This window comes from Schaalia odontolytica, assembly GCF_031191545.1.
Classification (GTDB): Bacteria; Actinomycetota; Actinomycetes; order Actinomycetales; family Actinomycetaceae; genus Pauljensenia; species Pauljensenia odontolytica.
Genome location: NZ_CP133472.1, coordinates 301,353 through 325,894 on the forward strand (window position 1 = coordinate 301,353; position 24,542 = coordinate 325,894).

Annotated in this window: 22 protein-coding genes; 3 read left to right on the forward strand and 19 right to left on the reverse strand. The window is 67.3% G+C overall.

Annotated features, from left to right (window positions below; all coding sequences use genetic code 11):
• Window positions 1-26 precede the first annotated feature (26 nt).
• The 3 genes from cydC to RDV55_RS01350 all read right to left on the reverse strand — a co-directional run bounded on the left by cydC (window position 27) and on the right by RDV55_RS01350 (window position 4,569).
• On the reverse strand, window positions 27-1,790 hold the full coding sequence (gene cydC / locus RDV55_RS01340; protein WP_111822889.1) for a thiol reductant ABC exporter subunit CydC: 1,764 nt from the start codon (window positions 1,788-1,790) through the stop codon (window positions 27-29).
• Window positions 1,787-3,388, reverse strand: coding sequence for an ABC transporter ATP-binding protein/permease (locus RDV55_RS01345; protein WP_111822888.1), 1,602 nt, complete (start codon window positions 3,386-3,388; stop codon window positions 1,787-1,789). Before RDV55_RS01345 ends, cydC begins: the two co-directional genes overlap by 4 nt.
• A 119-nt stretch (window positions 3,389-3,507) precedes the next feature.
• Complete coding sequence (locus RDV55_RS01350) at window positions 3,508-4,569, reverse strand: YeiH family protein (RefSeq protein WP_111822887.1); 1,062 nt, start codon at window positions 4,567-4,569, stop codon at window positions 3,508-3,510.
• 88 nt (window positions 4,570-4,657) lie between these two features.
• On the opposite strand from RDV55_RS01350, the gene RDV55_RS01355 reads away from it, so the two are divergent.
• Entirely contained in the window at window positions 4,658-5,563 is a 906-nt protein-coding gene (locus RDV55_RS01355; protein ID WP_111823130.1) for a LysR family transcriptional regulator, read from the forward strand.
• Between the two features lie 83 nt (window positions 5,564-5,646).
• Here the strand turns inward: RDV55_RS01355 and RDV55_RS01360 are convergent, their stop codons facing one another.
• From RDV55_RS01360 to RDV55_RS01370, 3 genes are all read right to left on the reverse strand, one after another.
• Complete coding sequence (locus tag RDV55_RS01360) at window positions 5,647-6,795, reverse strand: branched-chain amino acid aminotransferase (RefSeq protein WP_111822886.1); 1,149 nt, start codon at window positions 6,793-6,795, stop codon at window positions 5,647-5,649.
• Between the two features lie 130 nt (window positions 6,796-6,925).
• On the reverse strand, window positions 6,926-7,186 hold the full coding sequence (locus RDV55_RS01365) for a Txe/YoeB family addiction module toxin (RefSeq protein ID WP_111822885.1): 261 nt from the start codon (window positions 7,184-7,186) through the stop codon (window positions 6,926-6,928).
• A gap of 2 nt (window positions 7,187-7,188) precedes the next feature.
• Window positions 7,189-7,431: a type II toxin-antitoxin system Phd/YefM family antitoxin gene (locus RDV55_RS01370; protein WP_009212084.1), complete on the reverse strand. Its 243-nt coding sequence runs from the start codon at window positions 7,429-7,431 to the stop codon at window positions 7,189-7,191.
• Window positions 7,432-7,522: 91 nt separating this feature from the next.
• Between RDV55_RS01370 and RDV55_RS01375 the strand changes: the two genes are divergently transcribed.
• Window positions 7,523-8,020 (forward strand): hypothetical protein, encoded by a 498-nt coding sequence (locus tag RDV55_RS01375; protein WP_111822884.1) that lies wholly within the window; start codon window positions 7,523-7,525, stop codon window positions 8,018-8,020.
• Window positions 8,021-8,083: 63 nt separating this feature from the next.
• Here the strand turns inward: RDV55_RS01375 and RDV55_RS01380 are convergent, their stop codons facing one another.
• The 4 genes from RDV55_RS01380 to RDV55_RS01395 form a co-directional block, all read right to left on the reverse strand.
• The gene (locus RDV55_RS01380; protein WP_111822883.1) at window positions 8,084-8,872 is read right to left on the reverse strand and encodes a TraX family protein; all 789 of its coding nucleotides are present in this window, start codon (window positions 8,870-8,872) and stop codon (window positions 8,084-8,086) included.
• A 182-nt stretch (window positions 8,873-9,054) separates the two neighbouring features.
• Window positions 9,055-9,534: an S-ribosylhomocysteine lyase gene (locus RDV55_RS01385; protein WP_111822882.1), complete on the reverse strand. Its 480-nt coding sequence runs from the start codon at window positions 9,532-9,534 to the stop codon at window positions 9,055-9,057.
• 3 nt (window positions 9,535-9,537) lie between these two features.
• Window positions 9,538-11,508, reverse strand: coding sequence for a DNA primase (gene dnaG, locus RDV55_RS01390; RefSeq protein ID WP_111822881.1), 1,971 nt, complete (start codon window positions 11,506-11,508; stop codon window positions 9,538-9,540).
• A 47-nt stretch (window positions 11,509-11,555) separates the two neighbouring features.
• Window positions 11,556-12,857: a deoxyguanosinetriphosphate triphosphohydrolase gene (locus tag RDV55_RS01395; RefSeq protein WP_111822880.1), complete on the reverse strand. Its 1,302-nt coding sequence runs from the start codon at window positions 12,855-12,857 to the stop codon at window positions 11,556-11,558.
• 196 nt (window positions 12,858-13,053) lie between these two features.
• Between RDV55_RS01395 and RDV55_RS01400 the strand changes: the two genes are divergently transcribed.
• The gene (locus RDV55_RS01400) at window positions 13,054-13,443 is read left to right on the forward strand and encodes a hypothetical protein (RefSeq protein WP_245907620.1); all 390 of its coding nucleotides are present in this window, start codon (window positions 13,054-13,056) and stop codon (window positions 13,441-13,443) included.
• Between the two features lie 19 nt (window positions 13,444-13,462).
• Here RDV55_RS01400 and RDV55_RS01405 read toward each other — a convergent pair whose 3' ends face one another.
• From RDV55_RS01405 to RDV55_RS01445, 9 genes are read right to left on the reverse strand one after another with little or no spacing between them, the layout of a single operon-like run.
• Window positions 13,463-14,122: a response regulator transcription factor gene (locus RDV55_RS01405; protein WP_111822879.1), complete on the reverse strand. Its 660-nt coding sequence runs from the start codon at window positions 14,120-14,122 to the stop codon at window positions 13,463-13,465.
• Window positions 14,119-15,561 carry a sensor histidine kinase gene (locus RDV55_RS01410; RefSeq protein WP_111822878.1) on the reverse strand — a complete coding sequence of 481 codons (1,443 nt, stop codon included), beginning with the start codon at window positions 15,559-15,561 and terminating at the stop codon, window positions 14,119-14,121. The genes RDV55_RS01405 and RDV55_RS01410 overlap by 4 nt, the downstream gene beginning before the upstream one ends.
• A gap of 52 nt (window positions 15,562-15,613) precedes the next feature.
• Entirely contained in the window at window positions 15,614-16,933 is a 1,320-nt protein-coding gene (locus RDV55_RS01415) for a UDP-glucose dehydrogenase family protein (protein WP_111822877.1), read from the reverse strand.
• Between the two features lie 31 nt (window positions 16,934-16,964).
• Window positions 16,965-17,945, reverse strand: a complete 981-nt coding sequence (locus tag RDV55_RS01420; RefSeq protein ID WP_111822876.1) for a phosphotransferase — start codon at window positions 17,943-17,945, stop codon at window positions 16,965-16,967.
• Window positions 17,936-19,063 (reverse strand): aminoglycoside phosphotransferase family protein, encoded by a 1,128-nt coding sequence (locus RDV55_RS01425; RefSeq protein WP_111822875.1) that lies wholly within the window; start codon window positions 19,061-19,063, stop codon window positions 17,936-17,938. The genes RDV55_RS01420 and RDV55_RS01425 overlap by 10 nt, the downstream gene beginning before the upstream one ends.
• Window positions 19,060-20,865 carry an ABC transporter ATP-binding protein gene (locus RDV55_RS01430; RefSeq protein WP_111822874.1) on the reverse strand — a complete coding sequence of 602 codons (1,806 nt, stop codon included), beginning with the start codon at window positions 20,863-20,865 and terminating at the stop codon, window positions 19,060-19,062. Before RDV55_RS01430 ends, RDV55_RS01425 begins: the two co-directional genes overlap by 4 nt.
• Window position 20,866: 1 nt before the next feature.
• Complete coding sequence (locus RDV55_RS01435) at window positions 20,867-21,982, reverse strand: glycosyltransferase family 4 protein (RefSeq protein ID WP_111822873.1); 1,116 nt, start codon at window positions 21,980-21,982, stop codon at window positions 20,867-20,869.
• A complete protein-coding gene (locus tag RDV55_RS01440; RefSeq protein ID WP_111822872.1) occupies window positions 21,982-23,190 on the reverse strand; it encodes a glycosyltransferase in 1,209 nt (402 codons plus the stop codon). The genes RDV55_RS01435 and RDV55_RS01440 overlap by 1 nt, the downstream gene beginning before the upstream one ends.
• Window positions 23,187-24,356, reverse strand: a complete 1,170-nt coding sequence (locus RDV55_RS01445) for a glycosyltransferase family protein (protein WP_245907619.1) — start codon at window positions 24,354-24,356, stop codon at window positions 23,187-23,189. The genes RDV55_RS01440 and RDV55_RS01445 overlap by 4 nt, the downstream gene beginning before the upstream one ends.
• Window positions 24,357-24,542 lie beyond the last annotated feature (186 nt).

Here is a 24,542-nt window from a genome sequence, read left to right on the forward strand (position 1 = left end):
CCCACCCCCCGCGCCTACCGCGCCTCTCAGGCGTCGGGTTGATCGGTGGTTTCGCGCGCCTCGAGGGCGGAGAGCGCGCCGCCGCGCTCGCGCAACTCGGCGTAGGTGCCCTTCTCCACGACGCGGCCCGCGTCCATGACGATGATCAGGTCGGCGTCGCGCACGGCGCTGATGCGGTGGGCGATCTCGACGATGGTGCGCCCCGCCGCCACCCGGGCGATGCCCTCACGCACGCGAAGCTCGGTGGACGGGTCAACCTGGCTGGTGGCCTCGTCAAAGACATAGATCGGGGCATCGCGCAGAAGGGCGCGGGCCAAGGCCAGGCGCTGACGCTGGCCACCCGAGAGGCGCTCACCCATGTCGCCGACGATCGTGTCCAAGCCGTCCTTTTCCGTGCTCAGCCAGCCGGTAAGATCCACGGCCTGGAGCGCGCGCTCCAGGTCCGCCTCGCTCGCCTCGGGGGCGGCGAGCAGCAGGTTGGCGCGCAGCGTGTCGTTGAAGAGGTAGGGGCGCTGGGGAGCGGAGGCGACCGTGGCGCGCAGGTCGCGCAGGGACGCGTCGGCCACCGTCGTGCCGCCGATGGCGACGGTGCCCGTATCCGGGTCCCACGTGCGCGTGATCAGCGAGGCGAGCGTCGACTTGCCCGAGCCGGAGGCACCCACGATGGCGGTGCGCTTCCCGGCGGGAATGCGGATGCTGACGCCGTCCAGGACCGTGGGGGCGGGCAGGGATTCGTCGCCCTCGCTCGGGTAGGAGAAGGTCACGTCGGTGATCTCGATGTCACCGGCGGTCAGCGGCTTGGGGTCGTCCGGGTCGGCAACGACGGGCGCGCGGTCGGTGATCGCAAACACGCGGGCGGCCGACGCGAAGGCCTGGTCCAGGTCCGCGGAAAACTCTTCAACGGCCAGGACCGGGCCGAAGGAACCCATGGCGATACCCAGGGCGAGGCCCGCCTGGGGCAGCGTGAGGGTGCCCGCGAGCACGCCGGAGGCCGCGACCATGGCGACCGTGACGATACCGGCGGCGACGGCCGCCTGGTTGAGGCCGCGACGCACCGCGATCCAGCGGCCCTGGGTACCCAGGCCCGAGGAGATGCGCTTCTCGATCTCGCGCATCTCTGCCTCGCGTCGTTCCTGCGCCCCAAACGCGAGGACCTCGCGCACGCCCTGCACCGAGTCGGTCACGTGGGCAGCGATCGCGCCGCGGGCCTCGCGTAGCTCGCGCGCCGCTCGGGCGGTCGACCCGGAGCCCAGGAAGGGAACGATCGCGCCGACGATCAGCAGGAAGGGAGCCAGCACGGCGGCCAGCGTCCAGGACACGGCGCTGCCCATCCACATGACCGACAGAATCGGGACGATGATCGCCGTGGTGACGGGGGCCAGCGTGTGGGCGAAGAAGACCTCGACGCGGTCGATATCCTTCGTCACGCGGTTCATGATGTCGCCCGAATCCAGGCGGTCCGTGCCCGCGGGAGCCTGGGGCTCGAGCCGGTCGTAGAAGTAGCCTCGCAGCATCGCCAGGGAGTGGAAGGCCACGAAATGGCCGGCGAATTGCTCGAGGTAGCGGGCCAAGCCCTTAAGGAGGCTCAGGCCCACGGCGCAGCCAATGACCAGCGCGATGCTCCAGGTGCTCTCCCCCGACGCGAGGCCGGCGACGGCCCAGCCGCCCAAGGCGAACAGGGCGATACCGATCACGAGGAAGACGATGCGGGCGGCGATGGAGGCCGCCAGCGGCGGCAGGACGCGCCGCGTGATCGACAGGAGTCGAAGGGAGAGTTGCCTGCGGGTCATCGGATCGTTCCTTCCTGCAGGGTCGCGACGCGGTCGGCGCCCTTGATGGTGGCGTCTCGGTGAGAGATCGTCAGGGTGGTGCGCCCGGCACACACTGTGTCGAGGGAGGCGAGGATCTCGCGCTCGGAGGCCAGGTCCACGTGAGCGGTGGGCTCGTCCAGGATCATGATCGACGCGTTCTTCAGGAAGGCACGGGCGATCGCGATGCGCTGGGCCTCGCCGCCGGAGACGGCCAGGCCTCGGGCACCCACGCGGGCATCCAGGCCACCGGGCAGGGAGTCGACAAACTCACCCAGGTGTGCGGCACGCAGGGCCTCGATGAGCTGGTCATCCGTGGCAGCGGGGGCTGCCAGGAGGAGGTTGTCACGCAGCGTGCCGGAGAACAGGTAGGTGGTCTGCTCGACGACCGCGGTCTGGGCGCGCACCCACGACAGGGGCGCGGTGGCCAGGTCGACGCCGTTGAGGCTCACGCGACCGCGGGTGGGGCGCAGGTACCCCTGCAGCAGCGCCGAGATCGTGGATTTGCCGGCGCCTGAGGGGCCGGCGAGGGCGACGTGCTCGCCCTGGGTGAGGATCAGGTTCGCGCCCGCCAGGACCGGGGTGTCCTCGGTGTAGGAGAAGGAGACGCCGCTCAGGGCAATCTCGCCGCGCCGCGGCGGGATAGCCGGAGCCTTGACGCCCTTGGCGTCCGCCACGGGCGGGGTCTGCTTGTTGAACTTCTTGATTTCCTTGTTAGCTGCGATGCCACCCATGCCGATGTAGAAGAACTGGCCGATGCGGTCCAGAGGGTCGAGCATGATCGAGGAGAGCAGCACGAGGGAGACGCCCTCACCGACGCTGATCGCGCCCTGCTCGTAGCGGATGAGGGCCAGCGCGATCGCTCCGGTGATCATTCCCAGGGAGAAGACGGAGTCGATGACGAGGAGGATCAGCTGGTTGCCGGCCAGGTAGTTCATGACCTTCGAGCGCACATCTTCGGCGGCCTGCGCCAGGCGCTTGCCCATGTCCTTGCCCGCATTCATCAGGGCCAGGTCACCCAGGCCCTGGATTGCGTCGAGCTCCTTCGCGGCGAGCTGACGCGAGGCGTGGCGATAGCGCGCGGAAACCGGCTTGAACGCCTTGCGGAAGCCCATGACGCAGATCGGCACGAGCGGAATCGCGATCGCGAGGAAGCCACCCGAGGCCGGGTCGATTGCGAGGGCGACGACGATGACGACGAGGATCGGCATGGTCAGCGACGCGATCATGGGCGCCAGGAAGATGCCCTTGTAGGCGGCGACTCGCTCGACGCCGTCGGTCGCGGAGTTGACGACGCGACCCGCGCGCTCGTTGGTGCGCTGCGAGGGACCCAGGGCGAAGACCTGGCGGATCATCGAGTGACGCAAAGCAGGTTCCATGTGGTTCATCTGGGCGGCTCCCAGGGCGCTGACCGCCCACGCGAACACACCGGATCCCAGGGCGCCCAGCACGCCGATCCACCAGGTCGACCAGGCGCTACGTCCCGCAATATCATCGATGCCCCAGCCGATCGCCAGGTAGGCGGCGGCCAGGCAGAGAGCCGCTGCCCACGAGCAGACGACCACGATCGCACGTTTCATTGTGCTCCTATCAACATGACGCACACGAGTACACAACCAAGGATACCCTTAGTTAGGTTCTGACACCAGTGTCACTTTGGACCGTTTGCGGCGCGTAGTGACGCCCTGGTGAGCCATGTTCAGCCGGCGAGGGTGACTCCGCAATAGGCGATGGTGGCGACGAGGAGGGTGGAGAGCGCGGCCAGGGCGAAGGGCTTGAGGCCCACCTTGATGAGGTTCCGAATCTTGACGCCGCAGCCGAGTCCGAACATCGCTGCAGCCAGCAACCCTGTCTGCAGCAGCCCGCCGGTCGTCAGCACGAAGTCCGGCAGAGGGATAAAGGAACGCAGGAGCACCATGGCGATGAACCCGATGATGAACAGCGGGACGATGGGCGGCAGCTTCGAACTCGACCTCTGTTGACTGGGTTCGCCTGCCGTACGGCTGAGACGGCGCTCCCGGATGCTGAGGATGGCCACGACCGGGGCGAGCAGCAGCACTCGGGCGAGTTTGACGATGACCGCGACCGTGAGCGCTCCGCCGCCGATGATGCCTCCGGCCGCGACGACTTGCGCGATTTCATGGATGGAACCCCCGGCCCACATCCCGGCCGTCTCGGAGCCCAGGCCAAGCAGGTTCGTGAGCAGTGGGACGAGGGGAATCATCAGCGTTCCGAAGATCACCACGAGGGCGACCGCGGTGATGGTGTCTTCCTCGGCCTCGTCGTCCGGGTCGGTGACCCCTGCCGCGCCCGCCACGGCTGCCGCGCCGCAGATGGAGAATCCGCAGGCAATGAGCAGCGAGAGCCCGGATGGAACCCGCAGCAGCCTCCCCAGGAGAACGGTGCCGAGCAGACCGCCGGCGACAATGCACACGACGACGACCAGCATTGGGGCTCCGAGGTCGAGGATGTCGGTCAGTACCAGCTGGAGTCCGAGGAAGACGATGCCGGCGCGCAGGAGCTTTTTCGCGGAGAAGTCGATGCCGTCGGAGGCCGCTGCTGGCAGCCGGACGACGTTGGCCAGGAGTACGCCAAGCACGATCGCGATAATGAGCGGGCTGACTCCCGGCAGCAGCAGGCTGACCCCGTACGATGCTCCGGCCGCGGCCAGGCAGAGGACAAGCCCGGGCAGGAGCGCGCGGACTCGGGCAAGCAGCGCGTGTTCCGGTCGGGCAGTCGCAATGTTCTGGGTCTGTGTCATGCATCCATTGTGTCCTGGGACTCGCTTGCGCGAGTAGAGGCAGATACGGTCCGCTATACAAGTTATGCTTGTGGCTGGGAGGTGGAAGATGCGCTACGAGCCGGACTTGGAGGCACTGCGAGTCTTGGCGCTCGTCGCGAAGGAAAGCAGCATGTCGGCGGCAAGCGCGCAGTTGGGCGTGAGTCAGCAGGCGATATCTCTGCGCATCCGGAACCTGGAAAAAGATCTGCGCATGCGACTGCTGGTGCGTTCCGCACGGGGCTCCCGACTGACTCCGACAGGCGAGCTGGTTGTTGGCTGGGGAACAACGCTGCTGACAGCGGCCGACGAGTTCTCGGATGCTGTCAACTCGCTCCGCACGGATCGCGGGAAGATGATGCGCATCGCCGCGAGCCTCACGATCGCAGAACACCTCCTACCGGATTGGATCGCCCGGTGGCGCATCTCTCACGGCAATGACGGCCCGGTCGTTCAACTCACAGCCGCCAACAGCAGCACGGTCGTCGAGGCCATACGCGAGGGAACCGCAGACCTCGGGCTCGTCGAGACCCCTGTCGTTCCCGCCGGCCTCCGGTCGGTCACCGTCGCTTACGACACCATCGAAGTCGTTGTGCAGCACGGTCACCGATGGGCGAAGACCCGCCGGGTGTCCGTCCGTGAACTGGCGGGCACTGGGTTGGTGCTCCGCGAGACCGGCAGCGGCACCCGACAAGCGCTCGAGAACGCCCTCACCGAGGCGGGCTTTCCCCTCGCAGCCGAGCCCGCAGCCGTGCTGACGACCACGCTCGGCGTTCGCAGCGCGATTATGGCCGGCATAGCCCCCGGCGCGTTGAGCTCCCTCGCCGTGTCCGAGGACGCCCGCGCCGGCCGACTCGTGCGAGTTCGGATCAACAATCTCCAGATCACCCGCCCGCTCACCGCCATCTGGGCCGGGACGACTCCGCCCCCTCACATACGAGACTTCCTGGACGTCATCGCGCGAACTGACCGGTAACGACCAATTTTGCATCGCGACCACATAAAGAAGCCACGGCCTCGCGCAGTCGACGAGGCCGTGGCTCCCTCAAGCAATCACGCTCAGACCAGGCGGTACGTCCAGCCGTAGGGATCCTCGGCGCGGCCCCACTGGATGTCGGTGAGACGCTTGTGGATCTCACGGGTCTTGTCCCCCACCTCGATCTCCACGTCGAAGTCGTCGCCAGCCAGGCGCGTGATCGGGGTGACCACGGCGGCAGTGCCGCACGCGAAGACCTCACTGACCGCGCCCGAGCGGATGCCGTCCACGACCTCGGACAGGGCGATCTTCTCCTCGCGCACGTCCACGCCCTGGTCGCGCAGGAGGCGCAGAATCGCGCTACGCGTGCCACCCTCGAGGATGACGCCGGTGAGCTCGGGGGTGCGGATCGTTCCGTCGGCCATGACGACGAACATGTTCATGCCACCCAGCTCCTCGAGGTACTTGCCCTCGTAGGTGTCCAGGAAGCAGACCTGGGAGAAGCCCTTGGCCTCGGCCTGGATCTGGGGCAGCAGGGAGGCCGCGTAGTTGCCGCCCGCCTTGGCGCTGCCGGTGCCGCCGGGGCCGGCGCGGTGGTACTCGCGCTCCACCCAGATGGCCACGCCCGACAGGCCGCCCTTGAAATAGGGGCCTGACGGCGAGCCGATGACGTAGTAGTCGACGACGCCGGCGGGGTGGACGCCCACGAACTCCTCGGAGGCGAACATGAAGGGACGCAGGTACAGAGACGAGCCATCAACGCCTGGAACCCACTTGACATCAGCGCGCACGTAGTCCACGAGGGAGGCCACGAAGTCCTCGCGGCTCAGCTCGGGCAGGGCGAGGCGGCGGGCCGAGTGGTTCAGGCGCGCGGCGTTGTAGCCGGGGCGGAAGGTCCACACGGAGCCGTCCTCGCGCTTGTAGGCCTTGATACCCTCGAACACGGACTGGCAGTAGTGGAAGACGGAGGCGCCGGGGGTCAGCTCGAGCGGGCCGTAGGGAATAACGCCGCGGTCATCCCAGCCACCCTCGCGGGTCCAGCGCATGTGGGCCATGTGGTCCGTGAACTTCTTGCCGAAGGCCAGGGTCGACATGATCTCGTCATACTCTTCCGGCGTCGCCGGGTAAGCGTTGGGGGTCAGGGGGAAACGACCGGCCAGCTCGTCGGCGGCGGGAAGTACCAGATCGCCGGCAGCCTCAAGTTCCGTGGGGGTGTGCTGCGTCGATGCCATGAGGTCTCCTGTCGTGGTTTTTCACAAATATGAAGCCAGAATATGCCCGCCGTCCGCATTGTGGCCGATTGATTTCGGCATGTGACCCACTCCCCCGCTCCCTGTGGAGGTTCTCACCCCACGGGAGAACTCACTCATAGTGGGTCCACATGCGCAGGACGCGGACAGTGCGCTCCTCTTCGAAGACCTCGTAAACAAGCCTGTGCTGAATGTTAATTCTGCGCGAATACATGCCAGCGAGGTCGCCCACGAGGCGCTCGTAGCGGGGAGGCGTCGCAAACGGATCCTCAGTCAGAACCTTGATGAGGCTCTGAGCTTTCGCCTTGAGCCCGCTGGCGGAGAGCTTCTTCGCATCCTTCGCGGCCTGCTTGGAGAAAACGACTCGCCACATCGCTACCACTCCACGTCATCGAGGGCATTGTCGAGGTCTTCGCGAGCGGCTTCCTTCAGGCTGTCCGCCATCCCGGGAATCCCCTGCAGGTAGAGGGTTTCCTGAATCGCGGACCAGTCGGCCTCGCCGATGAGAACAGCGTTTCCGCGACGTCCGGTGATCGTGATCGGAGTCGACTCCTCGTTCACGGTGTCGATGAGCCGATACAGGTCCGAGCGTGCGGCAGTAGCACTCACAGCAGTCATAATTATCCCTTTCCACCACCATCATAACGTACGCTTTCACGTACGCATAGGCCTGTGCGCACGATTTCTGCCGAAAGGATACGATCGACGCATGACGACTCTGCCTGGCCCCTGTGCGTCCACCCTCCCCTCCCGCGAGCGCCGCTCCCCCGCCCTGATGCTGGAGGACGGTCGGTGGCTGGCCGCCGCAAGATCGGGCCTGTACGCGTTTCGCGCGGAGGCCGCTTCCGGCGACGGGGAGGTCATGCCCGCCGTGTTCCCGTGGTACGACGTGGCTCGGGCGCGTTGGGAGGCCAAGGGCCAGCTCTTTGCCCTGGAGTGGGTGGACCCGGCTCGGCCGCCCCTGACGGGACGTGGGACGGGCGATCCGGGCAAGTTCATGCGTCACCTGAGCGAGTTCGTCAACCGCTCGATCGTCCTGCATTCCCAGGTGGAGGCAGGCAACGGGACGGCGATCACGGCGTGGGTGCGCCGGGGCGACAACGGGCTCTTCTCAGTCCTGACGGCCTCCGGCCCGCTGGATGACGCCGGCAGGCTCGAGGCCGACGCCCTGGAGGCGCGCGTGCGTGAGGCGGTGGGCCTGGACTAGGAGACGCCCCTCAGATCCCGCGCGCAGCAAGACCCTCGGGGCGCCAACCGTCTCGAGAGGCGCTCAGCCCGCCTGAACGTACGCGACCAGGGCGAGTAGCCACAGGTGGGCGGGGTAGAACACGTAGAAGAAGTACTTGGAGAATCGCGTGTGCGGGCCGTGCTCACCGTTGTACAGGTGCAGGATCGGAATCACGAGGATGAGCATGAAATCGGAGTTCTGCGCGAGCATGGACGCCGTCGCCTGCCACGTGTCGTAGGGCTGCCACACGAGGGCGAACATGGCCGCTGCGAGCGCCAGGTACGCGATGTCACGCCACACGACGCGCGAGTAGAGCGCATAGGTAATGACCATGAAGGGAAGAAGAGGCAGGCCACCCTCGATTGGAAGAACCGAGCACACGAGCGAGAGCACAGAAACACCGCCGATCGCCCACTTGTGCCACTTTGTCCCTGACCAGCGCTTGACGAGGGCAAGAAGGCTGGTCCCCACAGCCAGGGTGAGGAAAATATTGTTGTCGTACATGTGGACGCCGCGGGTGGCCAGCAGCAGGCCCAGCGCGTAGTTACCCGCGGCCATGATGAGCGACGCGCCCCACAGGCGCGTCAGGTACTTGCGCATGTTCGACGTGTAGAGAACCCCTTCGACCGCGCCGTAGGCGAACCAGACGGCCACGCACCTGGTGACGACGTGGAAGATGTCCACCCACATGACCGGAACCAGGCCGGGAACGTGCGGGAGATGGTCGAGGACCATGAGCGCCGCCATCGCGAGCTTGATCCAGTACTGGTTGACGCCCAGGCGCGACCGTGGCGCGATGCGAGCGGGGGAGGTGAGTGCGGGAGCGGACATCGTAGTGCTTTCTCCTTGCTGGTTCGGACCCTTCTAGTATCGGCGACCGCTCCTGACCAATTCCATGGGGGGCTGCCCCTATACTCCCCTACCTTTTCCCCGACCCACCAACGCCGATAGGCCCTGAGATACACTCGTGGGGCCCAGCCTCGTGGCTGGACCCCGGACCTCGTCACGGCAGTTCAGTGGACGAGATGAATACGCTCGAAGGGGTCGAGAGAGAAACCCTGTTCGAGGATTGTGCGGCTCCATTCGCGGGCGCTGAACAGCGAATGATCGCGGTAATTACCGCACGAGTAGGCGTCGGTGCCGGGCACGTCCTCCCAGGTGACGTCCTCGGCGATCGCGTGCAGGGACGAGGCCAGGGCCTGCGTCACCTCACGCACCGAGGGGGTCCCCCACATGATGAGGTGGAAGCCGGTGCGGCAGCCAAACGGCGAGCAGTCGATAACGCCGTCGATGCGGTCGCGCAGCAGGGAGGCCAGGAGGTGCTCGATCGTGTGCAGGCCCGAGGTCGGGATCTCACCGGCGTTGGGTTGGAGGAGTCTCACGTCGAAGTTCGAAATCTGGTCTCCCTTGGGCCCGGCCTCGACGTTGATGAGGCGCACGTAGGGCGCCTTCACTGCGGTGTGGTCCAGGGCAAAGCTCTCAACTTCGGCCATCGGTTAGTCCCTTTCAGTGTAGTTTTGCCGACGCTGCTCCAGGCGCATGAGCTCCCGGAACGTCTCGGAGTAATTGGGGTCTTCCTCGTTCAAGCGCGACAGGGCGGCGCGTGCCTCGCCGAGCTTGCGGGTCAGGTCCATACGCACCATGGCGGCGACGACGCCTCGGCAGTATGAGCGCACATCGGCCTCGCCCGCGACGGGCAGGGGCGCGACGGCCAGCTCGGTGACCGCGGGTCCGATGAACTCACCGGCTGTCTCGAGGATCACCTGGACGAAGTGGCGCGAGGCCGCCAGCGTCGCATTCTCGCCCGGACCGAAGTGGGCCTCGGCCTGGCGCATCATCTGCGTAAAGGCGTCGAGTCCGCCGACCGCGCGGATAGCGTCGTGGACGGCGCGGTGCGTAGGCACCGTGAAGGACTGCCCGTCGAGCTCTTCGAAACCGGATCCGACGGCGTACAGGGGATGCTGGAGGACGGCCTCGAGCGCCTGTCGTTCCACGCGGCTGACCGGGTCCTCCGGGCCGCGACGCTCGCGGGCCGGGGAGGGACGACCGGCGCCCGCCATCTCGATCTCGCCGGGGCGCGCCTCGTGCGAGACGACCTCGACGCGACCGGCCGCCCGGATTGCCTGCTCAACCGTACGCACGTCCATGCCCAGCCACCCGGCCAGCTGGCGGGTGTACTCCGCGCGCAGAGCGCGATCCTTGATGTGGGCGACGATGCCTGCGGAGGCACGCAGCCCCTGCACGCGGCCCTCGGCGCTGCGCAGGTCCATCTGCGACAGAACCGAGCGGATTGCGAACTCAAAAAGCGGAATGCGCGAGTTCACCAGATCCACGATCGCCTGATCGCCCTGGGACAGACGCAGGTCGCAGGGATCCTGGCCGCCGGGGGCCACCGCCACAAACGTCTGCGCCGCGAAATTCTGATCCTCGCCGTAGGCGCGCAGCGCCGCCTTCTGCCCGGCGCTGTCGCCGTCGAAGGTGAAGATGACCTCCGAGCCGTGCGCGCGGCCCGTGGAAAGGACGACGCCGGCGGCGGGGTCCGCGTGGTCCCCCAGGAGACGGCGGATGATCTTGACGTGCTCGGAACCGAAGGCCGTCCCGCACGTGGCTACAGCGTTCGTCACGCCGGCAACGTGGGCCGCCATGACGTCCGTGTACCCCTCGACGATGACGACCTTGTGGTCCGTCACAATCGTCTTCTTCGCCAGATCCAGGCCGTACAGGAGCTGAGACTTCTTGTAGATCGGCGTCTCGGGCGTGTTCAGGTACTTGGGGGACTCCTTGTCGGAGTCGTCCAGGCGACGAGCGCCAAAGCCGACCGTCGCACCCGTGATGTCGCGGATCGGCCACACGAGACGCCCGCGGAAACGGTCGTACACGCCTCGATTTCCCTGCGATCCCAGGCCAGAAATCTGAATCTCCTGGTCCGTAAAGCCCTTCGAGCGCAGGTGGCGCGTCAGGGAATCCCACGAGGCCGGGGCATAGCCCACCCCGAAATGCGCGCACATCGCCTGGGAGAAACCGCGCTCGGCGAGGAAGGTACGCCCCCTGTGCGCCTCGGGGCTGCCCAGCTGTTTGATGTAGAACTCCTCGGCCACGCGGTGTGCGTCCAGGAGGCGCTGGCGCTTGCCTGGCTCCTCAGTGCGCACGCGCGCGCCGCCCTCCTCATAGTGCAGGGTGATCCCGGCCTTGGCGGCCAGCATCTCCACGGCCTCGGTGAACGGAAGGTGGTCGATCTTTTGGACGAAGGAGATGACGTCGCCGCTCTCGCCGCAGCCGAAGCAGTGGAACATGCCCAGATGGGGGCGGACGTTAAATGAGGGGGTGCGTTCGTCGTGGAAGGGACACAGGCCCTTGAGGGATCCTATGCCCGCGGGCCGAAGCGCTACGTGTTCGCCGATGATCTCGTCGATCTTTACTGCGTTACGCACCGCTTCGATGTCGTCCTTACGAATCAGACCCGCCATGTCCCTCAGTCTACCGATGCCCGCCCGCGTTCGCGGACCGATCTTCCCTAGAGCTGAGAGGAGAGCATGCCGCACCAGCGGGCATGCCAGGTGGAGGCCGACACGTCGGTGAGAGCAGCTACCTGGTCGATGACTGCGCGCAGGCGCACGCCGTCGTCGGAGGCGGCCCGCCACTGCGCGGCGAACACCGGTTCAAGGGCGTCGGCCCCGGCCTCGTACAGGGCATCGACGAGGTCGGCCAGGAGCGTGCGCTGCTGGTAGTAGACCGGCTCGGTCTCGCGCGGGCTCATCACGTAGTGGACCGCCATGCCCTTGAGGATCTGGATCTCGGCGCGCACCTCGCGCGGAACAACCAGGTCCGCGCGGTATCGGCCCAGCGGCTCATCCCCGAAGGTCTCGCGCGTGGCCGCCACCGTCGCCGAACAGAAACGGCCGATCAGCTCACTCGTCGCGTCCTTGAGGTGCGCGAGCGAGGCGTAGGAGCCGTCGAAGGAACGCAACCACACGGGCATCGACACGATGCGCTCCAAGGCCTCCTCCAGGTCCGAGCGAGCCACCGACGCCCCGTACCAGTCCAGGGTCGAGGCCACGACCGCCGAGCAGTGCGCGTCATTGAAGAGGTCGGCGGGGTCCAGCTTGCGGGTCGCGACCGCGTCTTCCACGTCGTGCACCGAGTAGGCGATGTCGTCGGACAGGTCCATGATCTGGGCTTCCAGGCAGCGCCTGCCGGCCGGGGCCCCCTGACGCATCCACGCGAACACGGGCGCGTCGTCGGGATACACGGAGTACTTGCGCTGCGACTTAGCCAGGTCCGGGCCGCCGGCCTTGACCCACGGATACTTGCAGATCGCGTCCAGGGTCGCGCGCGTGAGGTTCAGGCCCGCAGGCACGCAACCCGCGCCGATCACCTTCGGCTCAAGGCGGGTGACGACGCGCAGGGTCTGCGCGTTGCCCTCGAAGCCGCCGATAGAGGCAGCCGCGGCGTCCAGGGCGCGCTCGCCGTTGTGCCCGAAAGGCGGATGGCCGAGGTCATGGGACAGACACGCAGCATCCACGACGTCCGGGTCTGCTCCCAGTTCCTTGCCGAGCTCGCGGCCCACCTGTGCGACCTCGAGGGAGTGGGTGAGGCGAGTGCGCACGAAATCGTCCGAGATCGGGCCCAGCACCTGCGTCTTCTCGCCGAGACGACGCAGTGCGGACGAATGAAGGATGCGCGCACGGTCGCGCTCAAACTCGGTGCGCTCGGAGGACTTGTGGTCCTCGGGCACCCAGCGATCGGAATCGGCGGACGCGTAGGAAGGGCGCACATCGCCGTCAACACCGGGGATTGCCAGAGATAACTCGTTCACGGTGACATGGTACGCGGACCTCGCCGGGCGGGAGGCGGCCACGGCCTCGCGCCCCGACACACGAGGATGCTCACACCGCCCGCGTTTGGCGGCTGGCCAGCGCGCAGGCGGGGCGTTTTCATGAGAATCTCCTCATGAAGGCACAATGGGACTCTCACGGTCCACTGTCACTCTGGTAGCGATGAAAGGAGCAGACGTGTCAGAACGCATGCGATTGATCTGCGCGATCAGCCTGATCGCCGCCATCGGTATGGGCGCTTTTGTCAGCCTGCGGGCCCTTGCCGCGGGCGGGGAGCGGTCGATGAGCGAATCCGGGCTCACCATCCCCGCCCAGTCCACGCAATCGAGTCCACAATCCGAACCCGTGACACCCGCCACCACCGAGCCCTCAAGCGCGCCCGAGCATTCCCCTGAGCCTGCTCCCGAACCCACGCAGGACGCCGCCCCTCCGGCACCGGCACCGGTCCCCTCGTCCCCGCACTACGTCGCCCCCTCCGGCCCTCAGCGCGCCGTACCTGACGATGACGACGATGACGACGACGACAAGGATGACGATGACAACGACAAGGATGACGCCGATGACTGAGTGAGGCGGGGGCCGGCTCTTACACGAGCCGGTACCCCATGCCGCGCACGGTCTCGAAGTGGTCCTTGCCGATTTTCTGGCGCAGATACGACAGGTACACGTCGACCACGTTGGAGGCACCGTCGAAGTCGATTCCCCACACGGCCGAGAGCAGCTGCTCGCGGCTGAGCACCTGACCCGCATTGCGCATGAAGGTTTCCAGCAGGGTGAACTCGCGCGCCGACAGGTCCACCCATTCCTGCCCCACGCGCGCTCGACGCGTCTTCAGGTCGAGGATGAGCTCTCCGCGCTCGAGCGCCATTGAGCCCGCCGTGACCGTTTCCTCCCGCAGACGCAGGCGTACGCGAGCCAGGAGTTCTTCGAAGGAGAAGGGCTTGGGCACGTAGTCGTCGGCCCCTCCCTCGAGGCCCGCAACCCGATCTGCGACCGAGCTTCGCGCCGTCAGCATGATCACGGGCATCGCCACGCCCTGGCCTCGGATCTGTTCGAGTACCTCGAAGCCATCGATGTCGGGCAGGCCCACATCGAGGAGCATGAGGGCGCCGCGTCCTTGCAGGGCGGCCTCGACAGCCTCCGATCCCGTCGAGTATATCTCCGGGACGAATCCAGCCGAGCGCAATCCTTTGGCGACGAACGCGGCGATTCGCTGTTCGTCCTCAACGATCAAAATGGTTGTCATGGTGTTTCTCCTGACGCGCCGCAGGGGCGCAGCGGGATGACGAGGGTGAAGGTGGACCCCTCCCCCGGTGTTGATTCGATGTCCAGGTGACCGCCGTGCGCGCGGGCGATCGACTCGACGATACTCAGGCCCAGTCCAGAGCCGGCGACGTGTTCGGTTCCGGAGCTGCCACGTACGAAACGCCCCCGGATACGCTCGATGTCGCCCGGAGCGATCCCCACGCCCTTGTCACGCACCCACAGGCGCACCCACTGGCTATCCGACGCCGATCCGATCCCCACGTCCGTGCCCGCCGCAGAGTACTGGACCGCGTTTTGGGCCAGCTGCAGCCACGCCTGGGTGATGCGCACGGGGTCAAGGCAGCACGTGAGAGAGGCCGAGGCCTCAAGGTTCCACCGGCGCTGGCCCAGGGCACGGGCCTTGTCGAGCACGGCCTCGGTCAGGGCCTCGACATCGACGGAGGACGGCGTGACCGTGTCCGAGGCGCGGGCCAGTTCCAGAAGGTCGCCGACGAGGGTGCCCATCCGGTCGATCTCATCGATGACGAGTGCCCGCGTTTCGACGACGTCGTCGCGGTCGGAGGGGTCAAGGAGTTCCATGTGGCCGCGCACGACCGTGATCGGCGTGCGCAGCTCGTGACTGACGTCGTCGAGGAGCTCTCGCCTGGCCATGACCGCCGTCTCCACGCGGTCGAGCATCCTGTTGACAGCCCCCGCCAGGCCCGATAGGTCATCGTTGCCGCGCACGGGAACGCGCGTCCTCAGGTCGGCCTCGCCAATGGAGTCGGTGGCCCGTCGCAGCTCGCCGATGGGGCGCAGCAGGCGCGTCACCGCAAACCATGCGAAGGGAACGACGAGGGCGAGGGTACCAACCGCCGCGAGGACATACAGGACCATCGCGGAGCTGCTCGATTCGCTGTATTCCCGTATGTCGATAGCGTGGACGAGCGCCGCGCTGCTGGAGGTTCCCGCGATTGGAACGACGATGAGGCGATACGTCGTCCTTGTGGTCGTATAAGTCTGAATGATCGTGGTCGTCCCCGTGGTCAGGGGTGCCACGTGAGCCATGAGCTCGGCGTCATCCTCGAGGTGGAGGCGCGGCTCCTGGGTCGGCAACCAGTAGAGCACGCCATCGACGAATCCGACTTCGCCCGCGTGAGCACCCGAAAAAGTGCGCGCCAGGTGGAGGCGCACGATTTCAGAAGGATCGGTGAGAGCCCCGCCCGTTTCCGGGTTGGTTCCGCCCTCGATCAGGTGTTGAAGCGCGACCTTGGATTGACGCAGGCTGTCGACCGCGCGGGCGTCAAGGGCGCGCTGCTGCAAGATGAACACGAGGACGCCGGACACGGTCAGCGCAGCACCCGCAACCAGGATCACCGCTGCGATGATCCTGGTGCGAATACTGATGGCGACCCCCGTCCGAACGGGCTTGCTGCTCATGGCCTCATTGTGAGGCTTGTCCGCACAACGCGCACACCGACGTCCATCACGGTCATCGCCCGAGTCCCACGTGGGTCCAGCCGGCGGCGTTCCAGGCCTCGCGGTCCAAGGCGTTGCGTCCGTCGACGATGGTGCGCGTGCGAACCAGGGGTCCGATATCCACCGGATCCATGTCCACGAACTGGCTCCACTCGGTGGCCAGGAAGACGAGGTCCGCGTCGGTGAGCGCCGCGTGCAGGTCCTCAACCATCGTCAGGTGGGGCTTATCGATGGCCGCGTTGGTCAGGGCGATGGGGTCAGTGACGCGCACGTTCGCGCCGCGCTCGTGCAGGCGTGAGGCCACATCGAGGGCGGGCGAGTCGCGCACGTCGTCCGTGTCGGGCTTGAAGGACGCGCCCAGGACGGTGATGGTCTTGCCCGTGACGCTGCCTCCCAGGGCGGCCTCGGCAGCGGCGACCGCACGGGTTCGTCCCCGCGTGTTGATCGCGTCGACTTCCCGCAGGAAAGCCACCGATTCGCCCTTGTTGAGTTCTTCGGCGCGCGCCACGAAGGCGCGGATGTCCTTGGGCAGGCAGCCACCCCCAAAGCCGATGCCTGCTCCCAGGGCGCGCCGACCGATGCGTTCGTCGTGTCCGAGGGCCTGAGCCAGCATCGTCACGTCGGCTCCCGTCGCGTCGCAGATCTCGGCCATCGCGTTGATGAAGCTGATCTTTGTGGCGAGGAAGGAGTTGGCAGCGACCTTAACGAGCTCCGCCGTGGAGAAGCTGTCGACGATGACGGGGGTGCCGGCCTCGAGGATCGGGCGGTAAGCCTCGTCGAGGGCGTCGCGGCCACGGAAGGCGCTATCGGCGTCGGCCGAGAGGCCGTACACGAGGCGTGAGGGGCGCAGGGTGTCCTCAACCGCGTAGCCTTCGCGCAGGAATTCGGGGTTCCAGGCGAGGGCGGCACCCGTGCCAGAGAGCCTTTCTTCGACCGTGTGCGCGGTGCCCACGGGGACGGTCGACTTGCCGACGACGACCGTTCGCTCGGTGGGATCGAGCAGCTCGACGATCATATCGACCGCCCCCATCAGGTGGCTGAGGTCGGCGGCTCCGCCGTCGTCGGACTGCGGAGTACCGACTGTGATGAAGTGGATGCCGGCACCGGCCAGGTCGCGCGGGGTGGGTTCGGCGGTGAAACGCAGGCGACCCGCCGCGGTCTCCTGGGCGAGCATCTCCTCCAGGCCGGGCTCGTGGAAGGGAGCCTTGCCCGCGCACAGGGCTCGCACTTTCTGGCGGTCCACGTCGATGCCGACGACATCGTGACCGAGCGAGGCCATGCATGCTGCGTGGACGGCGCCGAGGTATCCGCATCCGATAACTGTCATTTTCATGGGAGTGCTCTTTTCTGTCTTGGTGGGTGTACTAGGGGGTCAGCGTGGAAGAAGAGAGTGCGTGGTGCGTCCAGTCCTGAAGCCAGGAGCGAGCTCCCGGGCGGAAGGAATGGACGAAGATGAGGCGCAGCCGCGCGGAGCGGAGGTAGGCGTCGAGACGGGCGCTCGTGGTTGGCATGGACGAGGCGACGTCGTCGAGGAGCCCGATGATGGTGTCGAGGGCGTGTGCGCTGAGGAATCCGCGCAGATGGTGAAGTTCCGCGTGGGCTCGCAGGTTCATGAGATCGAGGGCCGGGTCGGCCATGCGGACTCCGTCCAGGTCAATGACGCCCAGGGTGTGGCCGTCCCAGAGGAGCTGTCCGTCGTGCAGGTCGGCGTGGGAGAGGACGCGCGAGGCGTCGGTGTCGTCTGCGAGGCGGGCGGACACGTCCAGGACGGCCTGGGTGAGCAGCGGGTTGTCCGATACCGTCCCAAAGGCGCTCGCCTGGCCGGCCCAGCGGGCCAGAATGTGGGCCTCATGGGCACCGGTGTGCGCTTCGAGTACGTAATCGCGCGTGGCCTGCCAGGCCTGCGTCAGGGCTTTCCATCCGGGCAGCCCCTCGTCACCGAGGTCGCCCAGGGATCGTCCTGGCAGTCGGGTGTAGGTCACGGAGGTCGAGGTCCATTGCGTCACGTCGGCGACTGCGAGCCCCCACGAGCGGTAGGCTCGTCCGGCGACCACCGTCTTGCGTGCGATTCGTTCTCCACCCTTGCGCACGTGCTTGGTGACGAATCGATCCGCGATAACGACGGCGCGTCGGGCGTGGCGGTGGACCACGAGTTCGCCCTGCCCCACCGGTATCTGGCCGAGGACCGGGTCGCAAGCGTACAGGGACATGGCCACGCCCAAGGGGGTTACCAGTCCCGCCCTGATGTGCCCGCGTCGATCGACGAGCTCGACGGCGATGCCTCCATCTGCGGGCCATGCTCGTTTGAGCCCGTCGATCGCGAGAACGTCGGTGATCAAAGACATGCGCTGTCCTCCTCGATGAGTGTGAGGGTGTGGGTGATGCGCTGAGCCCAGTCGGGGCGCGCTTCACGCAGCGGGTCGGCGAGCCGGAGGGCGAGCGCGTGGATGCGTGCGGCGAGCAGTTCCCGTTCGTCGGGCAGAGTCCCTCCCGCCTGCTCGTATCCGTGCAGGAAGTGCGCGGCCTGTCCCGCTTGCGCGCTGGCCATGTAGGAGGCGACGTCGAGCGCCGCGGATCCCATGCGTGCCCGATCGAAGTCGGTGAGAAGGACGGAGCCGTTGGAGCCCACGAGCACCTGGTCGGGTGAGGCATCGGCGTGGATCGGGACGAGGGGCGCATCGACCGGCTCGGGCGCGCAGTCCGCGAGCGCCTCGATCCGCTTACCGAGGTCGCCATCCAGATGGCCGATGATCCGCGCGTGCAGGGCGATGGTGCGTCGGGTTGAGGGAGCGGAGGTGCTCGGGAGGGAAGCGAGGTCGCGCGGGGGTTTCGCGCAGTGCAGGCGTGCGAAGAGCGCTCCTGCTTCCTCGTGCCATGCCCTCACCTGGTCGGCTGTTGCTTCGGGTGAGGACAGGTCGAAGCCGCCGGCGTCGGCCAGGACACTCACGTGCGGGTCTGCTCCGTCATCGAGGCGCTCCGGCACGGGGACAACCGAGCTGAGGAACACGTCGAGTTCGTGCGCGCGCGTGTCGGCGGCGGCGTGTATTCGCACGACCGCTCCCCCGCTGCGCGCCACGAGGCGGCGCAGGGGGTTGTGTCTCAAGACCTGCCACTTCGCGGGGTCGACGACGCCCGAGTCGTGGGCGCGCCCGATGTGCGCCATGAGGTCCGGGTCGGAGGCGATGGAACCCCACTGGAGCCACAGGCCGTCATCGAGCGTTCGGCTGCTGGTCGCAAGCCCCATGCGCTGGGCCTTGGCTGCGCTCTTGTGTCCCTTGGCGATTGCTTCTGGCCACAGGAGGCGCGCCCATCCGGCGGCAGTTCCGTCCGCGGCTGCGAAGGCGGCGCTGATGGAGACTCCGGGCTTGATGCGCACTCGGGTGGCCACGGCCTCGTCTCCCACAAACTCGGAGAGTTGAGCGCTGTCCGTGAGGAAGGACAGGGCACGGGTCGACGTTGTCATGGCCTCTTCCTTTCAGTGGAGTTTGCGGTGGCGCTGGAGGCCCACTCGCGGAACGCATCGGAGGTGGCGAGGAGCTGATTGGGGGTGCCGTCGAGGAGTACTCGTCCGTCTTCGATCCACACGACGCGGCTGGAGCGCAGTGCGACGGGCGGGTCGTGGGTGATGGCCAGGGCGGTTCGACCGGCGACGAGGCCGTCGATGGCGTCCAGGACCAGGCCGGTGGACTCGGGGTCGAGTCCGGTCGTGGCCTCGTCGAGGATGATGATCGGGGTGTCGCGTAGCAGGGCGCGAGCGATCGCGATGCGTTGGCGCTGGCCACCGGAGAGGGTGCCGCCGCGCTCGCCGACCTCAGCGTCGTATCCGCCGGGCATCTCCATGATGAAGTCGTGGGCGTTGGCGGCCTTAGCGGCGGCAATGATCTCTTCGTCGGAGGCTCCTTCGCGGCCCAGGCGAATGTTCTCGCGGATCGAGGTCGCAAACAGGACGGCATCCTGGTGGAGCAGGGTGACGTTGGATCGAACTGCCTCCAAGGTCAGCTCGGTCAGCGGATACCCGCCCATGAGGACGCGGCCGCTGACCGGGTCCTGGGCGCGCACGGCCAGCGAGACAAGCGTCGATTTTCCCGACCCGGAGGGCCCAATGATCGCCACTCGCTCGCCTTCACCCACGGACAGGGACAGGGAGTGCAGGATCTCTACGCCGTCGTACTGGGTGACGACGCGGTCGAATACCAGGTCTGCGCCAATCTCCGAGGGGCTGAGGGCACCAGGGGTGCTCACGATGTCCTGGCGGACCTCCATGAGGTCGGCGACGCGTTCGCCCGAGGCCCCGGCCCGCGAGATGCGGCCCGTGTACTTGGCCATGTCGCGCAGCGGCTTCATGGCTGTGCGCAGGTAGGAGGTGAACAGGACGAGGTCACCCACGCCCATCGCTCCGCCCAGCACGCGCAGGCCTCCGCCCACCAAAACGACGGCCGTCGCGATGCCCACGAGCAGATCGGTGGAACGTTCCAGGCGAGCAGCCAGGCGCAGGGATTTGACTCCCTGGCGCACGGCCTTGCTGTTGGCGCCTCCGAAGCGGTCCGCGATGTAGTCCTCGAGACCGTAGGCCTGGACGACGGGCATCGAGGCCAGCGACTCCTGGGCGGTGTTCGCCAGCTGCCCCTCCCCCTTGCGGGTACGCCGCGCGGCGGCGGTGATGCGCTGGGAGGAGCCTCGCGACACGAAGAGGAACAGCGCGACGGCCACGACCACGACGATCGCGAGAAGCGGGTCGAGGACGATCATGACGACGAGCATCACCAGCAGAGTCGCGGTGTTCGCCAGCAGCGGCAGGCCTGCCGTAATGGCGACCTCCTGGAGGCGGTTGACGTCGCCGACGATGCGCTGGACCGTGTCGGCACTGCGGTTGCGCGCGTGGAACTGCTGGGACAGGCCCTGCACGTGGCGGAACACGCGGGATCGCAACGACTGCGCAACCCGGGATCCGACCAGGGCGAAGCACACGGTTGCCGCATAGTTGGACGCCGCGCGCAGGCCGACGATGACGACCAGGAGCGCCGCGCAGGCGAGAATCATGGGGGCGGCCGACCAGGGGCCGTCGCCACGATGCAACGCCACCTCGACGACCGAGTCGACGACGATCTTCATCGGCCAGGGCTCCATGACCCGGAACACGACGTCGAGGAGCAGTGCCGTCATTCCGCCGGCGATCAGGCCGCGGTGCGGGCGCACGTCGGGTCCCACCAACCGCAGGGTGCGCGCCAGCGCCCCCAGGTTGTTCTTTTTCTTTACCCGACTCATCTCAGGCCTCCACCAGGTCCAAGGCACTCCCCACGACTCCCGACCACGAGTGGCGCTCGACGGCCGCCTGCCGGGCACGCACGCCCAGGTCGGCTCGCAGCTGCGGGTCGTCGGCCAGCGCGTCGATCGCGCGGGCCAGGGCCCCGGCGTCGGAGGGCGGCACCAGGACGCCGCATCCGAGCAGAGCCACGGGAATCTGGCCGAGCGCACTGGCGACGACGGGCAGTCCCGCCGCCATGTACTCGTAGACCTTCAGCGGTGAGAAGTAGTGATCGGCCGCGTCCTGGGGCTCCGGGTACGGGGCGACCGCGATCGCCGATCCCTCAAGGTGCGAGGGGACTTCGTGCGGGGCCACGGAGCCCCGAAAGTCAACCTCCACGCCCGCGGCCCGCACCGCCGCCTCCAGCGACTCACGCTGCGGCCCATCGCCGATGATCCGCAGGGACCACGGCTGGGAGGCAAGGCGACGCGCCTCGATGAGGTTCTCCACCCCGTGCCAGGGCTTGAGCGTGCCCACGAAGGTCACGACCACGCGGCCGTCTTCCTCCGTCACGGGGGTGATGCGCGTCGTGTCGACGCCGTTGGGCACGGTGTGAGCACGATCCGTCCCCGTCATCTCCTCCACCCAGGCACGCACCGGGTCCGACACGCAGATGATCGCGCGAGCCCCGGTCGCCTGCTCGTTGAGCGCAGCGCGAGCCCCGGCCTCGTCATCGAGACGACGATGCCGACGCTGCTCCTCGATGAGGGGTGCGTTAACCTCTAGGATGCCGGGCACGCCGCATTCGCGGGCGAGCCGGGCAAGCGCTGTTGAGAACAGCGAGTAGCGCTCCCACACGAGGTCCGGAGCCTTCTCTTCCAACGCTTGCGCGATGGCCTGCGAGGCCTCGGCCTGGGCGCGTTCACGGTCGCCCTCATCGCCTGCGTGAAGCGGGTAGGCGACAGTGGGAACGTGAGCGAGGTCGTCGGGAACGCGGTCCCCGAGGCGCACGGCGTGGATCTCGACGTCGTGCCCGCGTCGGATCAACTCGCGCACGACGTCCTGGATGTGCACGGATGCTCCCTTGGTTCCGAACACCGGGATTCCGGGGTCGGCGCACACGTATGCGATGCGCATCAGAGTGTCTCCTTCTCACTCTCGAGGCGGGCAAGGGCGGCTCCCTGGCGGCGCGAGTCGTAGAACTCGTCGATGAGGGCTCGGGCTCCGCGCGCCAGGTCGATGACGGGGGTTGCACCGGAGGCGATGTCCGCGAGAGCCTGCGCGATCGCGGGCGGAGATGCCGGCGGGATGAGGACGCCGGATCGGTCGTTGATGATGACTTCCGGGATGGCGGTGACTGCGGTCGCGACGACGGGGGTGCCCACGGCCATGGATTCGAGGATCACGGTGGGCAAGCCGTCGATGTTGCCGTCCGCGCCGGGCACGCAGGGTGCCACGAACACGTTGGCACTTTCGAGGGCTTCGCGCACCTCTTTTTGGGTGCGGGCGCCGAGAAGTCGGCACGTGTCGGCCAGTCCGAGGTCGTCGATGCGCCGGGCGAGGTCCTCCTTCAGGTCCCCTTCCCCGATGATTGACGCGTCGACCGTGATGCCGCGATCGCGCAGGATCGCCAGTGCGTCGATCAGGTCAGCGAAGCCCTTCTTTTCGACGAGGCGCCCCACGGCGACGGCGCGCACCGTGTCGGATGCGGGCGCGGGGTCGCGGTAGGAGAAGCGCGAGAGTTCCAGGGCGTTGCGTTGTAAGACAAGCCTGGCTCCCGTGCCTTCCAGGAGTCCCTCCAGGTAGTCCATGTTGTATTGGGAGATGGCGATGACCTGGGTCGCTCCGGCGCAGATTCTCCGCAGCAGGTTGACGTCGACGGACTCGTGGTAGATGTCCTTGGCGTGGGTGGTGATCGTGTAGGGGATGCCCGTCAGGGACGAGGCGATCCAGGCGGCGCGTCCGGCCAGGGAGGCGAAGTGGGCGTGCAGGTGGGTGATGCCGTCCGCTCGGGCGGCCAGTGCCAGGGCGATACCCTGGGCGACGTCATCGGCGCACAGGTCGGCGATGTCGGGCGCGAGGCGGGCGAACCGTGCGCGCATCTCCTCGTCTTGGAGTCCAGCGGTGAGGGTCTGCCACATGTCGGAGGCCTTGCGGGGGCGCGGCATCCAGCGCACGGGCGCTTCGACGCGGGCGATCTCGGGGTGGAAGCGAGTGTCGGTCGTGGGGCGCAGTGCGTAGATGCATATGTCCTGACCGAGGTCTTGGCGGGCGAGGATCTCGGTGACCACAAAGGTCTCGGAGAAGCGCGGGTACACCTTGAGGACGTAGCCGATGCGGGTCATTGGGGGTCTCCCTCGTGAGTGTGGGTGGTCAGGGTGGTGGCGGCGCTAGCGGCGGCTGCGAGTCCTCCGCGGGCGATGTGGGACCGGTCGGTCCGTGCTGTGACGGCTGAGCGAAGCCAGTGGGATAGGGCCTGGGGTGTGGCTTCGTCCTGGCTGAGGGTGTCGACGAGGCCAGCGGCAGCCAGAGCGCGGGCTCGGATCGTCTGTTCGAGGCGGGGTGTGGAGCGGGGGACGATAAGGGCGGGGGTGGTGGTGCCCAGGATTTCGCACACCGTGTTGTAGCCGCCCATGGAGATGACCGCTGCGGCCTCACGGATTCGGTGGACCAAGCCCGGGCATGTGCGTTCGACGGTTGTCGTGGGACCGGCTGCAGCTCGGGCTTTCCGGAGGGTTTCCTCGTCGAGCTGGGGGCCTGCGACGATGAGGTGGTCGTGTCCGCTCGGCAGTTGGGTACGGGCCGCTGCTTCGATGATGCGTCCCCCGTCGGAGCCGCCTCCGACCGTCGTCAGCACGAAGGGTCGGGGAATCGGACCGGGATGGGGGTCCACGTCGGTGCGCCCATCGGCCAGGTAGCCGGTGAAGATCGCGCGAGAGGCGAGTTCCTCGGGTACTTCCCCCGTGCCTGTGGCGTCGTGAATGCTCGGGTCTCCGTAGATCCAGACCTGATCGAACAGCCCCTCCAGGCCCCTGGTGCCTCCCAGTTCCTCCCATTCACGGGCGGCAACTGCAGGCTCGTCCAGGATGTCGCGCAGGCCCAGGACGACGCGCGTGCGCGGGTGGTGGGATCGTAGAGCGCGCAGCGGGTCCTCGAGTTCGCGTCCCACTCCCAGCGGATGGCGGTCGACGATGGCGAGGTCGGGGGCAAAGGCGACGAGAGCGGACTCGAGAATTGCCGAGCGCAGGGCAAGCGTGTCGGACAGCGCCCCGGACAGGCGTCGGGGAACGTAGGAGCCATTCGCCTTGGCTATGCCGGGAATGGCCAGCCAATCAAACCCTTCCGGGAGGGTGAAGAGCGGGGAGGGTGCCAGTCCGGAGACGATGAGTCCGCGTACGTTTCCTTCTCCCACACGCGCTGCTATGTGGTGCGCGAGGGCGAGGTTTCGCTTGACGTGCCCCAGGCCCTGGGAATCGTGGCTGTACAGGAGCACGGACAGTGGCGGTGTCACGGCGTCGTCCCTTCTTACTTGTCTGTGTCGTTGACCGGATAACACCAGAATGTCCAGTCAGGAAAAGAAGGGAATGAGAGGATGATGAGAACCCTCTAATACGTGTTGAACAGCTGCGACGCCTCGATGACGCTACCTGGGCACCTGCGGTTTGACGGCGAAGGAATCACGCAACGTCGTTACTGC